This is a genomic window from Flavobacterium sp., from assembly GCF_036515215.1.
GTDB lineage: Bacteria > Bacteroidota > Bacteroidia > Flavobacteriales > Flavobacteriaceae > Flavobacterium.
In genome coordinates this window covers 1-14,975 of record NZ_DATBVQ010000145.1, presented here as the reverse complement: position 1 = coordinate 14,975, position 14,975 = coordinate 1, and the positions used below count along the sequence as shown (strand labels likewise).

At 36.4% G+C, this 14,975-nt stretch carries 17 protein-coding genes; 16 read left to right on the top strand and 1 reads right to left on the bottom strand.

All coding sequences use genetic code 11. From position 1 onward, the window contains the following. On the top strand, nt 1-426 hold a 426-nt coding region (locus tag VIH09_RS10070), incomplete at its 5' end, for a glycosyltransferase family 9 protein (RefSeq protein ID WP_331580523.1). A 47-nt stretch (nt 427-473) separates the two neighbouring features. On the opposite strand, the gene VIH09_RS10065 is transcribed toward VIH09_RS10070, so the two are convergent. Next, entirely contained in the window at nt 474-1,526 is a 1,053-nt protein-coding gene (locus VIH09_RS10065; RefSeq protein WP_331580521.1) for a ferredoxin--NADP reductase, read from the bottom strand. A 128-nt stretch (nt 1,527-1,654) separates the two neighbouring features. Here VIH09_RS10065 and VIH09_RS10060 point away from each other — a divergent pair, with 128 nt between their 5' ends. The 15 genes from VIH09_RS10060 to VIH09_RS09990 all read left to right on the top strand — a co-directional run. Continuing rightward, complete coding sequence (locus VIH09_RS10060) at nt 1,655-3,139, top strand: DUF5687 family protein (RefSeq protein ID WP_331580518.1); 1,485 nt, start codon at nt 1,655-1,657, stop codon at nt 3,137-3,139. A 40-nt stretch (nt 3,140-3,179) separates the two neighbouring features. Further along, complete coding sequence (locus VIH09_RS10055; RefSeq protein WP_331580516.1) at nt 3,180-3,875, top strand: ABC transporter ATP-binding protein; 696 nt, start codon at nt 3,180-3,182, stop codon at nt 3,873-3,875. An 87-nt stretch (nt 3,876-3,962) separates the two neighbouring features. Next, nucleotides 3,963-6,602: a tetratricopeptide repeat protein gene (locus tag VIH09_RS10050; protein WP_331580514.1), complete on the top strand. Its 2,640-nt coding sequence runs from the start codon at nt 3,963-3,965 to the stop codon at nt 6,600-6,602. A gap of 1 nt (nt 6,603) precedes the next feature. Further along, nucleotides 6,604-7,014, top strand: a complete 411-nt coding sequence (locus VIH09_RS10045) for a polymer-forming cytoskeletal protein (RefSeq protein WP_331580512.1) — start codon at nt 6,604-6,606, stop codon at nt 7,012-7,014. Further along, nucleotides 6,980-7,210: an AtpZ/AtpI family protein gene (locus tag VIH09_RS10040; RefSeq protein ID WP_331580510.1), complete on the top strand. Its 231-nt coding sequence runs from the start codon at nt 6,980-6,982 to the stop codon at nt 7,208-7,210. Before VIH09_RS10045 ends, VIH09_RS10040 begins: the two co-directional genes overlap by 35 nt. Before the next feature lie 106 nt (nt 7,211-7,316). Then, the gene (locus tag VIH09_RS10035; RefSeq protein WP_331580509.1) at nt 7,317-7,709 is read left to right on the top strand and encodes a DUF6168 family protein; all 393 of its coding nucleotides are present in this window, start codon (nt 7,317-7,319) and stop codon (nt 7,707-7,709) included. Between the two features lie 119 nt (nt 7,710-7,828). After that, complete coding sequence (atpB, locus tag VIH09_RS10030; RefSeq protein ID WP_331580525.1) at nt 7,829-8,986, top strand: F0F1 ATP synthase subunit A; 1,158 nt, start codon at nt 7,829-7,831, stop codon at nt 8,984-8,986. A gap of 33 nt (nt 8,987-9,019) precedes the next feature. Continuing rightward, a complete protein-coding gene (atpE, locus tag VIH09_RS10025) occupies nt 9,020-9,211 on the top strand; it encodes an ATP synthase F0 subunit C (protein WP_007136870.1) in 192 nt (63 codons plus the stop codon). Between the two features lie 84 nt (nt 9,212-9,295). Beyond that, nucleotides 9,296-9,796, top strand: coding sequence for a F0F1 ATP synthase subunit B (locus VIH09_RS10020; RefSeq protein WP_331580506.1), 501 nt, complete (start codon nt 9,296-9,298; stop codon nt 9,794-9,796). A 4-nt stretch (nt 9,797-9,800) separates the two neighbouring features. Further along, nucleotides 9,801-10,334, top strand: a complete 534-nt coding sequence (atpH, locus tag VIH09_RS10015) for an ATP synthase F1 subunit delta (protein WP_331580504.1) — start codon at nt 9,801-9,803, stop codon at nt 10,332-10,334. Between the two features lie 38 nt (nt 10,335-10,372). Continuing rightward, entirely contained in the window at nt 10,373-11,950 is a 1,578-nt protein-coding gene (atpA, locus tag VIH09_RS10010) for a F0F1 ATP synthase subunit alpha (protein ID WP_331580502.1), read from the top strand. Between the two features lie 84 nt (nt 11,951-12,034). Continuing rightward, on the top strand, nt 12,035-12,895 hold the full coding sequence (atpG, locus tag VIH09_RS10005) for an ATP synthase F1 subunit gamma (RefSeq protein ID WP_331580499.1): 861 nt from the start codon (nt 12,035-12,037) through the stop codon (nt 12,893-12,895). A 94-nt stretch (nt 12,896-12,989) separates the two neighbouring features. Continuing rightward, nucleotides 12,990-13,433 carry a GNAT family N-acetyltransferase gene (locus tag VIH09_RS10000; protein ID WP_331580498.1) on the top strand — a complete coding sequence of 148 codons (444 nt, stop codon included), beginning with the start codon at nt 12,990-12,992 and terminating at the stop codon, nt 13,431-13,433. Between the two features lie 11 nt (nt 13,434-13,444). Then, nucleotides 13,445-13,906: a hypothetical protein gene (locus VIH09_RS09995; protein WP_331580496.1), complete on the top strand. Its 462-nt coding sequence runs from the start codon at nt 13,445-13,447 to the stop codon at nt 13,904-13,906. A 73-nt stretch (nt 13,907-13,979) separates the two neighbouring features. Continuing rightward, nucleotides 13,980-14,975: lipopolysaccharide biosynthesis protein (locus VIH09_RS09990; RefSeq protein ID WP_331580494.1), on the top strand; the 996-nt coding region annotated here is incomplete at its 3' end.

Below are 14,975 nucleotides of genomic sequence, written 5' to 3'. Positions count from 1 at the left end.
GAATTGTCGAAAAACCAGAACAATAAAATCTTGCTTTTTGGAGGAGGAAAAAAGGAAATAAAAATCCTCGACTCTCTTTCGAATAATAAAATCAATGTCATTAACATGGCCGGTAAAATCAAGTTGAATCAAGAGTTGGAATTGATAAGTAATCTTGATGTGATGCTTTCCATGGATTCAGGAAATGCCCATATTGCTGCGATGCTTGGGGTAAATGTGATTACGCTTTATGGTTCGACGCATCCATTTGCAGGTTTTTCGCCCTTTAATCAACCTATCGAAAATGCATTAGTATCTGATAGGGAAAAATATCCCATGTTGCCAACCTCTGTTTATGGCAATAAGATAGTTCCAGGTTATGAAGATGCGATGCGAACTATCTCCCCCCAATCTGTCATTGAAAAAATCATCCGTTCCCTAAAATAAAAAAACTTCCCTTTTCAGAGAAGTTTCGTTTGTAATTCAACTATTTGTTAAACGTCATCGTAATCCACATAGATGCTTTCTGATGTAGGATGTGCTTGACATGTAAGAACAAGTCCAGATGCAATTTCACCATCTGTCAGAATCGAGTTTTTGGTCATTTCGGCGGTGCCTGAAGTTACTCGAGCCAGACAACTGCTGCAAATTCCACCTTGACAGGAATATGGGGCGTCAATTCCTTGTTTAAGTGCTGCTTCAAGGATGGTTTGCTTTTGAGACATTTCGAAAGTAGTTTCCTCGTCATCTACCATTACAGTGATTTTCGAATGACCTTCCAATGATTCTTTTATCACATTTTCATGCGAGGACGTGGTGAATAGCTCAAATTTAATGGCCGATTCTTTTACATTTTTCTCTTTTAAAACAGCAGAAACGGTTTCAATCATTTCTTCTGGACCACACAAATAGAACTTATCAAATTCCAATTCTTTGTGTTTGTTATTCAACACAAAATTCACCGTAGATTTTTCTATTCGGCCAAACAAAGCGTTTTCCACCTTGGCTTGACTGTAAATGTTGTGAACAAATAAACGGCTTACATATTTCAATTGCAGATCATGTAATTCTTGATGAAAGATGCTTTCCTCTGGCGTTTTATTTCCATAAACGAGAACAAAAGAACTTTTAGGTTCGCTTTTCAAAACCGATTTAATGATCGAAATGACAGGAGTTATCCCGCTACCGGAGACAAACGCCACATAGTTTTTTTGACGGTCCGCCTGCGGTTCAAATGTGAATTTACCCTCTGGTTTTCCTACTTCAAGAACATCGCCAGCTTTTAGTTTTGTATTGGCAAACTGAGAGAAAGCACCTTTTTTTACCGCTTTAACAGCAATGCGCAATTCCCCGCTTTCCGGTGAGGAACAGATCGAGTAGGCACGACGGATTTCTTGTCCGTCTAGCTTTAGTCTCAAATTAACGTATTGACCGGCAATAAATGAATAATTAGGTTTTAATTCTTCGGGAACGTTAAAAAGTATGGAAACCGCATCTTTGGTTTCGCGTCGTACTTCTTTTATAATTAGTTTTAGGAATGAAGGCATTTGATTATTTTTTTTACAAAAATAGGAAACGGTAGATTAATTGGAGATATTATTTACGGAATATTTTTAGTGGAGCGGTAACTTTTCATTATTTTTAGACACTTACAATAAAACTAAACCATTAAACTATGTTCAAATATTTTATAAATTTAGAGTTGAAAGCTTTTTTCCGATCGGCCAGTGTGGGGAAAAGTATTGGATTAAAAATACTGATGGGTTTTCTGGTTGTCTATTTTCTACTCGTTTTTCTTGTTGTAGGAATAGCGCTCTATCCTTTGCTGGCGAAAAGTTTTCCCGATCAAAAACCATTAGCCATCGTGAATAGTTTTGTGATTTTTTGGCTTGCGTTTGAATTGGTTCTTCGTTTTTTCATGCAAAGTTTACCCGTAATGAACATCAAGCCATTACTAATTTTACCCATAAAAAAGCGGACCGTAATTCATTTTGTTCTGTTGAAAAGTTTGACTTCAATTTACAACATCTTCCCATTATTGGTTATTATCCCTTTTGGGATTTTCAACATCATCGAAGGAAATTACAATCCACTTAATATGGTTGTTTGGATGTTGGCAATGTATATTTTGGTGTTGACAGTGAACTACGCCAATTTCTTGATCAAGAAAAAATTTGCCGAAAATATCAAAGCGTTTCTTCCTTTTGTAGCTTTGGGATTGCTGTTTTTTGGCCTGGACTATTTCGGAGTGTTTAAAATCACTACGCTGTCAGGTACTGTTATGGATGCGTTAGTGCTTCGACCTCTGTTGGTTTTAGTTCCAATGTTGATTTTAGGAGGCCTGTATTTTCTGAATTTCAACTATCTAAAAAGTAATTTTTATCTCGATAATTCTTTGCAATCGAAAGTTGAGGAAGCAAAGACTTCTGATTTGACCTGGACCAAACGCTTTGGGGAAATCGCGCCTTTTTTGCAATTGGATATAAAAATGATTTGGAGGAATAAAAGACCCAAAACCGTGATTTGGATTTCTCTGATCTTTCTCGCTTATGGATTAATGATTTACACCAATCCTCAGTATAAAGATACTCCCGCTTTTTTTGTAGTGGTAGGAATTCTGATGACCGGCGTTTTCATGCTTAATTACGGACAATTTGTTCCCTCTTGGGACAGTAATTATTATGGAATGATGATGTCACAAAATATTCCCATGAAACAATATTTGTCCTCAAAAGCAGGCTTGATGTCAGTATCGGTAGTTGTATTGGCTATTTTAAGCATGCCCTACCTTTATTTTGGATGGAATGTACTGGCCACTAATATTGCTTGTGCTTTGTACAATTTGGGGATAAATATTCCAGTTTTATTATTTGCCGGTTCTTTTAATAAAAAAAGGATCGATCTGGAGAAAAGCCCGTTCATGAATTATCAGGGGACTGGTGCTACGCAATGGCTGGTTGGTTTACCATTAATACTGCTTCCGACCTTAATTTTTTATGGAATCTATAAAGTTTCCAGTTTAGAAATTGCCATAGTGGTTTTAGCGGCATTTGGAATCATTGGATTGGGAATGAGAAATTTGATAATGGATAAAATTGCCGAAGGTTATCGCAAAAGAAAGTACGCCACCATAAACGGATTCAAGCAACAGGAAAATTAGAAATGACAGTTAGTTAGTTGTCACAAAAAATAAAAACACAATGATACAAGTAAACAATCTTTCAAAAAAATACAACGGAACAACGGTTTTAAAAATTGACCATCTTGAAATCCCAAAAGGTCAAAGTTTAGGTTTGGTGGGTAATAACGGAGCTGGAAAAACGACTTTTTTCAGTTTGCTATTGGACCTGATTCAACCTACAACTGGAAACATTACAAACAATGAAATTCAGGTAAACACAAGTGAAGCTTGGAAGCCTTTTACGGCTGCGTTTATTGACGAGAGCTTCCTTATCGGTTATCTGACTCCGGAAGAATATTTTTATTTTATAGGTGATTTGCGCGGTCAGAACAAAGCTGATATTGACGCTTTGTTATTGAAATATGAAGAATTTTTTAATGGAGAAATCCTGAAAAACAAAAAATACCTGCGCGATTTGTCCAAGGGAAACCAGAAGAAAGTGGGTATAATTGCCACATTAATAGGGAATCCCGAAGTAGTGATCTTGGACGAACCATTTGCAAATCTAGATCCCACAACGGTAAACCGATTGAAAAAAGTGATAAAGGAACTTTCGGAAAATCCTGATATAACAATCCTTGTTTCCAGTCATGATTTGCAGCATACGGTTGATGTTTGCGATAGAATTGTAGCCTTAAACAAAGGCGAGCTTGTAAAAGACATCCAGACATCTGGAGGGACGCTAAAGGAGTTAGAAACGTTTTTCGCCGTTTAAATTTCTATATTTCAAAAAGAAACGTATTTTTACCAGTCATTATACTAAAAGTCATTTTTAAAAGTTTAATGATAAAAACGTTAACCATTGAAAATCAACTTATTTAAATATTCAATTGTAGCAGGATTGTTGGTTTTTTTGGTAGCTTGTTCTACTAAGAACAACAGTTTCTTGTCCAGAAATTCCCATGCTTTAAGCACCCAATACAATATTTTATACAACGGTCAAATAGGGCTGGACAAAGGTGTTGGGGGTATCAAATCCGGTAGCAATGATAATTTTTGGAAACGTTTGCCTATCGAAAGAATGCAGTTAAGCGATGAGGTGACTGCGGAAGGGAAAACTAAAAATCAGGATTTTGACTTGGCTGAAACCAAAGCGACAAAGGCCATTCAAAAACATTCCATGAATATTGACGGCACGGAAAGGAACTACCAAATAGATGAAGCCTATTTGTTGCTAGGGAAATCCCGTTATTATGACCAAAGATTTATTCCCGCATTGGACGCTTTCAACTACATTTTGTACAAATACCCCAATAGCAGCAAAATTTATGAAGCCAAAATTTGGCGTGAAAAAACAAATATGCGCTTGGGGAATGATGCGGTGGTAGTTAGCAACATGACTAAACTATTAAAGGATCAAAAACTTAAAAGGCAAGTTCTCGCTGACGCCAACGCGTTGCTAGCTGAATCTTTTTTAAATCTTGAAGAAAAAGACAGTGCAGTGGCCAAATTAAAATTGGCCGAAAAATTCACCAAACGGAACAATGAACGAGCTAGGTATCGATTTATATTGGGCCAACTCTATGAAGAATTAGGCAAGAAAGACAGCGCGTTATACAGCTATGAATCGGTAATAAAGATGAATAGAAAATCCGAAAGGAAATACGTTATTCAATCCCAGATAAGAAAAGCGCAGTTATTTGACTATCAAAAAGGAGATACCACGGCCTTCCTGAAAAACTACAACAAACTGATTGCTGACCGTGAAAACCGGCCATTTCTTGATGTACTATTCTATCAGAAGGGCGTTTTTTATGACAAATACAACAACCAACAGCAGGCTTCAAAATTTTATAATGCCTCACTAAAAAAAGCGACGACGGACGAATATTTAGTTGCTTCAAATTATAGGAATTTAGCGAACATGCATTTTAAAGATGCTAAATACCCTATTGCCGCCAAGTATTATGACAGTACCTTAGTCAAGCTTGACCAAAAAACAAGGGAATACATTCACATTCAGAAAATCAGAAAAGACTTGGATGAAGTTATTCTTTACGAAGCAATAGCGTCAAGAAATGACAGCATCATAAATGTCGTTTCTTTGCCGGAGACCGGAAGGACTTTGTACTTTGAAAACTATATAGAGAAATTAAAGAAAGAAGACGAAGCCAAAAGAATAGCGGAAGAGGAATTAAAAACGAAACAGGAAAACATTGAAAGAAATAGCAAAACGGCAGTCGTAGATCCGGCCAGCTCGCTTCAAGACCAAGGGAATTCGCCTAGAAAATCGGCTCTTTTGCCTCCTTCTATGGCAAGCGAAAACCAGAAGACAAATGTTTTCTACTTTTATAATCCCACAACTGTCGCATATGGGAAAATAGAATTTAAAAAAAATTGGGGAGAACGCAGTCTGAAAGGCAATTGGCGTCAATCTGCGGTTAGTTCAACTGCCATTGCAATTGCAGTTTCAAAAGACACCATTAATTCCACCAACGACTCGCAAGAGGAGACTGTGGCAGAAGCGGACAAAATAATAGAAGAATACACCGTTGATTTCTATTTAAAACAACTGCCAACGAGTCTAACAGCAATTGATAGCATTGCCAAGGAACGCAATACGGCTTACTATCAGCTTGGGGTAATTTACAAAGAAAAATTCAAAGAATACGAATTGGCCACGAACAAACTGGAACAATTATTAAAGAATAATCCGGAAGAAAAGTTGATTCTTCCGGCAATGTATAATTTGTATAAAATATACCAAATCACCGATGCCGTTAAAGCAGAAGCGATGAAAAGCAGCATCAACAACAAGTTTCCCGATTCGCGTTCCGCACAATTGATAAATAACACCATGACGGGCGAAGCCTCATTGGTTGGTACTCCCGAAGGGATTTACAACAAATTATATAAATTGTATACTGAAGAGGAATATGTTGCCGTTTTAGAGCAATCGGATGCGTTGATTAACCAGTTTTCCGGTGATGAAATGGTGTCGAAATTTGAATTGCTGAAGGCCAATACTATTGGGAAATTAAAAGGACTGTCAGCCTATAAAGCAGCATTGCAGTATGTGGCGAACAATTATCCGAATAGTGAAGAAGGCAAATACGCACAGGAAGTTTTGATCAGTCAAGTTCCTGTTCTGGAGCAGATGGATTTCAATGCCAAGGACACTAAAATCTGGAAAATTCTTTATAAAGTGGCAACAAAAGAAGATGAAAGCACAAAAGCAATCGAAGATAAAATCAAGAAATTTATTACAACCGATAACGGTCAAGGTTTGAGATATTCGTATGATATTTATACCGGCGTAGAGAATTTCATTACGATTCATGGATTAAACAGTGAAGCCCACGCTCGAAATATTGCTTCTCAACTGAAAGCAAATAAGGATTATAAAATTGATAATCCTGCGATTGTTATCACTAATGAAAATTATAAAGCAGCCCAAATCAATAAAAATCTCGATGCTTATTTAGCATCAAAAATCGAATAACATGTTTAATAAGAAAGCGAAGCCCTACACTGAACTTTTAGGAAAAACCAATAGAATAGTTGAAGGAACCATTATCAAGGGGGATATTATCTCTAAAGCTGACTTCAGGCTTGACGGGGAATTAATAGGTAATTTTGAATCCACCGGAAAACTGGTCATAGGCCCGGCCGGAAGCGTTACCGGTGATATCATCTGCAATAATGCGGATATCGAAGGAAAATTTAATGGGAATATACAAGTTACCGAGGTCCTTAACGTGAAATCTAAAGCGAGTATTAATGGCGAGGTGACGGTTGGGAAATTGTCGGTAGAACCGGGTGCTGATTTTAGCGCTTCTTGTGTGATGAAGATTAATGTAAAAAACCTCTACATAACGGATGGACGAGAAACCGAACAAAAAAAAACAAGCTAGTAAATGGCTTGCCCTCATTAATATCCCAATCCAAATGGGGGTGATCATCTTCGTATTTTCTTATGCAGGAAACTGGCTTGACGAAAATCACCCTAACCCCAAAGTGTATTACAATAAAATACTTGTAATGATAGGAGTGGGTCTGGCCTTGTATAATGTCATACGGCAAGTGAACGAAATCAACAAGTCACAATAATTTGTTCAAAAAAAGTGTGACAGCGATCAATGCCATCCTTCATTTGCGATAACTTAAATTTAACACAACTTTGCGTCTTAGAGCCTTTGTGACCAAAACCTCCCCAATGAATTTAAAAAATTACAGGCCGATTCTAAGGTTGCTACTAGTGGCAGGAATTACTTATTTGATTCACAAATCTTTTTTTTACTTGTTGGAAATGAAGGAGGACACTTTCTTTTATTCAATGGAAACCCTGTACCTTTTGTTTTTGGGAATGTCCATTGTGGTTTTTACAATCGTACTAAAAGTAAAGCAAAGAAGTTTCGATAATGTAGGAATGTCTTTTCTTTTAGCGACAACTGTCAAAATGGTTTTTTGTTATTTAATATTAAAGCCTATCTTGCGGATTAATACTCATGATAATTCGATAGAGAAAGTTAATTTTTTTGTGATATTCGTTTTGTTTTTAACAATTGAAACCGTTTTAACGATAAGAATATTAAATAAAAAGCAATAAATCTCAAATGACAATGAAGGATTGGAAAAAATAAGATTTTTTATTCTTTTGAATATTAATAAAAAATGTACATTTGCACCAAATTTCAGAAACGTAAAAAATTAAGATATTTAATAGTTATGGTGATTTCAAACAGGCCACTTAGATTTATAATAGCGACTTTTATAGCGTGTCTTCCTTTAATGAGTTTTGCAAATCCAGACGTAGATTCTGTAAAAGTGCATAACGAAATGGCCCAAGAGGCGACGGAACAATCACATGAAGGAGCTCATGCCGAACCGACAGATGTAAAATCTAAAATCAAAGCATTTATAGGTCATCACGTACTTGATTCTCATGATTTTACTTTTTTCTCTGATGAAGTGGAAGGAAAGCATTACGGTTTTTCTTTGCCTGTAATCCTTTGGGATAACGGACTTCAGGTTTTCTCTTCTGCCAGATTTGAGCACGGAGAAGCGGTTGCCGAGTCAAACGGTAATTTCTACAAAATAAATCACCACGACGGTAAGATTTATAAAGTGGATTCTGCCGATGGTAAAATTATTGAAAACGAAGAAACTGGTTTTCCAACCAATGTTCGTCCAATTGACTTTTCAATCACAAAAACGGTATTGTCCATAATGATAGCATCATTGCTAATGTTCTTGTTGTTCGCAGGTTTGGCAAAATCATATTCTAAAAACAAAGGAATTGCCTCAGGTCCGGGTAGAATATTCGAACCGATCGTATTGTACATTCGCGACGAGATTGCTATCCCTAACATTGGAGAAAAGCATTATAAGAAATACATGAGTTATTTGTTGACAATCTTTTTCTTCGTATTGTTCTTAAATATATTTGGTTTAATGCCATTCGGAATAAACGTAACAGGAAACTTGACAATTACATTTGCATTAGCAATAATGACATTTTTAATTACAAACTTGACCGCCAACAAAAATTACTGGGGACACATTTTCTGGATGCCAGGTGTTCCAAAAGTAATGCGTATCGTTTTAGCGCCTATCGAGTTGTTAGGGATTTTTATTAAACCGTTTTCATTGATGATTCGTTTGTATGCAAACATTTTTGCAGGACATATCGTTTTGATGAGTATTATTGGTTTAATGTTTATTTTCAAAAGCTGGTTGGGAAGCAGTTTATCTTTCGGATTGTCATTTGTACTTTCGATACTTGAGATATTAGTAGCTTTTTTACAAGCATATATTTTCACCATGTTATCTGCGTTGTACTTCGGTTCAGCTGTAGAGGAACATCATCATGAGGAAGCTCATTAATAAACTGAATGTTTAATTTTTAATATATATATTATGCAAATTCCAACTATTGTAGGAGCAGGGTTAATTGTTATCGGAGCAGGTTTAGGTATTGGTAGAATTGGTGGTTCAGCAATGGACGCTATTGCTCGTCAACCAGAAGCTTCAGGAAAAATCCAAACAGCTATGCTTATCGCAGCTGCATTGATTGAAGGTATTGGTTTTGCTGCGTTGTTCGCATCATAATTAAAACTTAAAAACAATAGTTGCAACGGTTGGTTGCGACTATTGTTTTATCATTAAATTAAAATATTTTTATAAACATATATTATGGATAAGTTAATACATCAGTTTGAGTTAGGTTTGTTCTTTTGGCAAGTATTGTTATTTGTTGGATTGATATTCTTATTGAAAAAATTTGCTTGGAAACCAATTCTTGATGCGGTTAATGATAGAGAAGAGGGAATAAAAAATGCATTGCTTTCTGCTGAAAACGCTAGAAAAGAAATGCAAAACCTTCAAGCTGACAATCAACGTATATTGCAAGAAGCAAGAATGGAACGTGATAACATGCTAAAAGATGCACGTGAAATTAAAGAAAAAATGATTGCTGATTCAAAAACTGAAGCGCAAGCACAAGGTCTTCAAATGATCGAGCAAGCAAAAGCAGCTATTGAAAGCGAAAAAAATGCAGCTATGGCTGAATTGAAACTACAAGTTTCTACTTTGTCATTAAGTATTGCAGAAAAATTATTGAAAGACGAATTATCTAATAAAGAAGCTCAAACTAAATTAGTTGAGAAAATGTTAGGTGACGTAAAGCTAAACTAATATTATGGCAAGTACAAGAGCAGCAATTCGTTACGCAAAAGCAATTCTGGAGATCGCAGAATCTAAAGGAGTGGCTGTAGCAGTTAGTGAGGATATGAATTCTATAGCTTCCACTATAAATGGAAACCTAGAATTGAGCACTTTCATTCAAAACCCAACCTTAAAAGTTGAAGTTAAAGAAAATGCCTTATTGGAAGTTTTTGCAAATACCAATAGCGTAACTAAAATGTTATTTCATTTGTTATTTGAAAACAAAAGATTTGAAATTCTGGAAGCGATTGCATTAGAGTACAATAATTTATTTGATGAGATGAATGGTGTTGAAGTAGCGAAAGTTACTACCGCTATTCCAATGGATGCAGCGTTAGAGGCTAAGGTTTTAGCTAAAATCGCCACATTGTCAGATAAAAAAATCACGATAGAAAATATTGTAGATGCTTCAATCATTGGAGGGTTTATATTGAGAATAGGCGACAAGCAATACAATGCTTCAATTGCCAACAGATTACAAGTATTAAAGAGAGAGTTAAGTAATTAGTTTTATTACACATTTAAGTGTCTAAATTATAAATTAAGATGGCGGAAATCAAACCTGCTGAAATTTCAGCAATATTAAGAAAGCAAGTAGAAGGTTTTGAATCTGGCGCAACGCTAGAGGAAGTAGGAACCGTACTTCAAGTTGGAGATGGTATTGCTCGTGTTTACGGGCTTTCTAATGTTCAATACGGTGAGTTAGTAGAATTTGACAATGGCTTAGAGGCTATTGTATTGAATCTTGAAGAAGACAATGTTGGTGTGGTACTTTTAGGACCATCAACAGGAATCAAAGAAGGTTCTACTGCAAAAAGAACACAACGTATCGCTTCTCTTAAAGTTGGAGAACAAATGGTAGGACGTGTAGTTAACACTCTTGGTTTTCCTATCGATGGAAAAGGACCAATTGGTGGAGACTTATACGAAATGCCTTTGGAAAGAAAAGCTCCTGGAGTTATCTTCCGTCAACCAGTTACTGAGCCGTTACAAACAGGAATAAAAGCAGTAGATGCTATGATTCCAGTTGGTCGTGGACAACGTGAGTTGGTTATTGGTGACCGTCAAACAGGTAAATCAACTGTTTGTATTGACACTATCTTAAATCAAAAAGAATTTTACGATGCAGGAAAACCTGTATTTTGTATATATGTTGCAATTGGACAAAAAGCGTCAACTGTAGCGGGAATCGCAAAAATGTTAGAAGAAAAAGGCGCAATGGCATATACCATTATCGTTGCAGCTAACGCTTCTGACCCAGCTCCGATGCAAGTTTATGCTCCTTTCGCAGGTGCTGCAATAGGAGAATATTTCAGAGATTCAGGTCGTCCGGCTTTGATCGTTTATGATGATTTATCTAAACAAGCTGTAGCTTACCGTGAGGTTTCTCTTTTATTAAGAAGACCACCGGGACGTGAGGCATATCCTGGAGATGTATTTTACTTACACAGTCGTTTATTAGAGCGTGCTTGTAAAGTAATTGCTGATGATGGAATTGCTAAAAACATGAACGATTTACCGGATTCATTGAAACCGATCGTTAAAGGTGGTGGTTCATTAACTGCTTTACCTATTATCGAAACTCAAGCTGGTGACGTTTCTGCATATATCCCAACTAACGTAATTTCGATTACAGACGGGCAGATTTTCCTTGATGGAGATTTGTTTAACTCAGGAGTTCGTCCAGCAATTAACGTCGGTATCTCGGTATCTCGTGTTGGAGGTAATGCACAAATTAAATCAATGAAAAAAGTAGCAGGTACTTTGAAACTAGATCAAGCACAATTCCGTGAATTGGAAGCGTTTGCTAAATTTGGTTCTGATTTGGACGCGGTTACTTTAAACGTGATTGAAAAAGGAAGAAGAAACGTTGAGATCTTGAAACAAGGTTTGAACGATCCTTATACAGTTGAAGACCAAGTTGCGATTATCTATGCTGGTTCAAAAAATCTATTGAGAAATGTTCCTGTGAACAAAGTGAAAGAATTTGAGAAAGATTTCTTAGAATTCTTGAACAACAAACACAGAGCAACTTTAGACGCTTTGAAAGCAGGTAAGCTAACAGACGAAATTACTGATGTAATCCAAACTGTTGCAAAAGAAATTTCAGCAAAATATAACTAATTAGGTTTCTAGGTTTTAGGTGTTAGGTTATAGATATTTGATAACCCAACACCTAAAACCCAATAACCTTATACCCATAATAAAATGGCAAATTTAAAGGAAATCCGTAATAGAATTACTTCCGTTTCATCTACGATGCAAATCACATCAGCGATGAAAATGGTTTCTGCAGCAAAGCTAAAGAAAGCACAAGATGCAATTACAGCAATGCGCCCTTATGCCGAAAAATTGACGGAATTGTTACAAAACCTTTCTGCGACACTTGAAGGTGATGCAGGTGGTGAATTCACGACACAACGTGAAATCAAAAAAGTTTTAGTTGTTGCTATTACCTCTAACAGAGGATTATGTGGCGCTTTTAATTCAAACGTAATCAAGGAAGCTAAAAAGCGTTCAGAGTTTTATACTGGAGTACAAGTTGATATTTTTGCTATCGGAAAAAAAGGGAACGATGTATTGGCTAAAACAAATTCAGTTGTTGACAATCAAAGTGCCGTTTTTGAAGATTTGACTTTTGACAATGTAGCTGCAATTGCAGATACGCTGACTCAAAAATTTGTTACCGGTGAATATGATAAAATCGAATTGATTTACAATCAGTTTAAAAATGCTGCGACTCAAATTGTTCAAGTAGAGCAGTTTTTGCCTTTAGCACCATTAAAATCTGATTTGACTGTTTCACCAGGTGATTATATCTTTGAACCTTCAAAAGAGGAAATTGTGTTGACTTTGATTCCAAAATCATTGAAAATGCAGCTTTACAAGGGGATTCGTGATTCATTCGCTTCTGAACATGGCGCTCGTATGACTGCTATGCACAAAGCTACGGATAACGCCACCGAATTGAGAGACCAATTGAAATTGACTTACAACAAAGCGCGTCAGGCATCTATTACTAACGAAATCTTGGAGATCGTTGGTGGAGCTGAGGCTTTGAATGGATAAAATAAATTTTATTTCAGCGATATATTTAAGAGCCACGATATGCGTGGCTCTTTTTTTTGATTAATTTTGATTTTTAATTTAAGGAGATACAGAAATGCAATTGGACATAAAGGAACTGACCACAATAGAAGAAATGCTTACCAATATCGAAGTGATGCGTTTTTTATATCCCGCATTTACTGTCGAAAAGTATGAGGGATACCTTAAGGAAATGATCCCTCATAATTACAAGCAAGTAGCGATTTTTGAAAATGAACTCTGTGTTGCCGTTACCGGATTTTGGACAGGGTTTAAACTTTGGTCCGGGAAATATATCGAAATTGACAATTTTATTGTTCATCCTGAGCACCGTTCCAAAGGCTTGGGCAAGATGCTGACGGATTACGTTGATGCCAAAGCAAAAGAGGAAGGCTGCACGATGATAGTACTCGATGCTTTCACTGGAAACTTTACGGCACACCGTTTTTATTATAACCAAGGATATGTACCCAAAGGCTTTCATTTTTTAAAAATATTGAATGAAGAGGGTCTGTCTTAAATCACTTTTTAATGGAGATTTTAAAAAAAATAATTTTAATGGTGTTAAGTGTTCTATGTTTCACTTTTTGCGCCTCTAATCACGAAATGCAGATGAATTTCCCGCAGGAAATAACAAAGGCTTATTATGAGACTTTGGCTGAAAATGCCGAAAAAAATGCGGTAATGGTCAATTTTTACATTGAGTTTAAAGAGCCGCTTTCCGATGAAATTCTTTTGCAAAAAGTGTATTTCAGAAACCATGAGGCACTAATCGAGAAAATATCCGAGAAGAAATACGTTGCCCATTTTCCCCAAACGGCGGCAGTTCAGGATTTCATTTTAGATAGCGACAGCAAAAAGGAATATGGAAACAAAGCGCCAGTAATTGTCAAACCAAAATTCAAATTAAATAAAGACGAAGCCTTGCTGGAATACAGGAGGAACAACGAAACTATTTTTTTTAAACTCAAAGGGATTAAGGAAAAGGAATGAATCCCAATCCATCAACGATTAAACGAAAGAATTGGTTATTTTTGTTTTTTAAATAGTAATTAGACACAACATTTTGGGATTATATAAAAATCTTTTTAAACAAACAGTCATCTACGGGCTCGCCACTGTTTTGCCGAGAATGTTCAGCTTTTTGCTCGTACCGCTATATACTGACTTGCTCCCCAAAGAGGAATACGGCAAGTTGTCCGTTATTTTTGCCTTGATGATATTTTTCAATGTTATTTTGGCCTACGGAATGGAAACGGCCTTTTTTAGGTTTTTTAGCAAGGAATCCGATAAAAATACGGTTGTCGAAACCTCGATGGTTTCAATATTTTGGACCACGATTTTATTTTTGTTCATCGCCCTATTATTTCGAAATTATTTGTCCGAATGGTCGGGAATTGATTCCCAATACATCGGTTATACCATTTGGATTCTGGCATTGGATGCCCTAGTCATCATCCCTTTTTCAAAATTAAGGGCCTACCAGAAACCTATGGTGTATGCCATCATAAAAATCGGTAATGTACTCGTCAATCTTATTTTAAGCGTTCTTTTTTTACTTTATATTCCTCAGCTGATCGAAGCAAATCCAAATGGTTTACTGAGTTCCCTGTACGTAGAAAATTTCCAAATAGGATATATATTTTTGGCCAACATAATTGCCAGTCTGTTGACCTTTGTAGTTCTATCGCCTGATTACGTCTACTTGAAATGGAAATTCGACTTCGATTTATGGAAACGAATGATGTCGTACGGACTACCAATATTGGTTGCCGGAATCGCATTCGCCATCAACGAACAATTTGACAAAATTCTTCTTGCAAAACTGTTGCCTTCAAACATTGCCGATTCTGAAGTAGGGGTCTATTCCGCCTGCTACAAACTGGGATTGTTCATGGTTTTGTACAGGACCGCATATACTTTGGGGATTGAGCCATTCTTCTTTAGCCATTCTTCCGACAAAAATGCGCCGCAAACCTATGCCACAGTGACCAAATATTTTGTCATCTTCGGGTCTTTCATATTATTGTCGGTAATCGTTTTTGCCGATTTGTTCAAACTC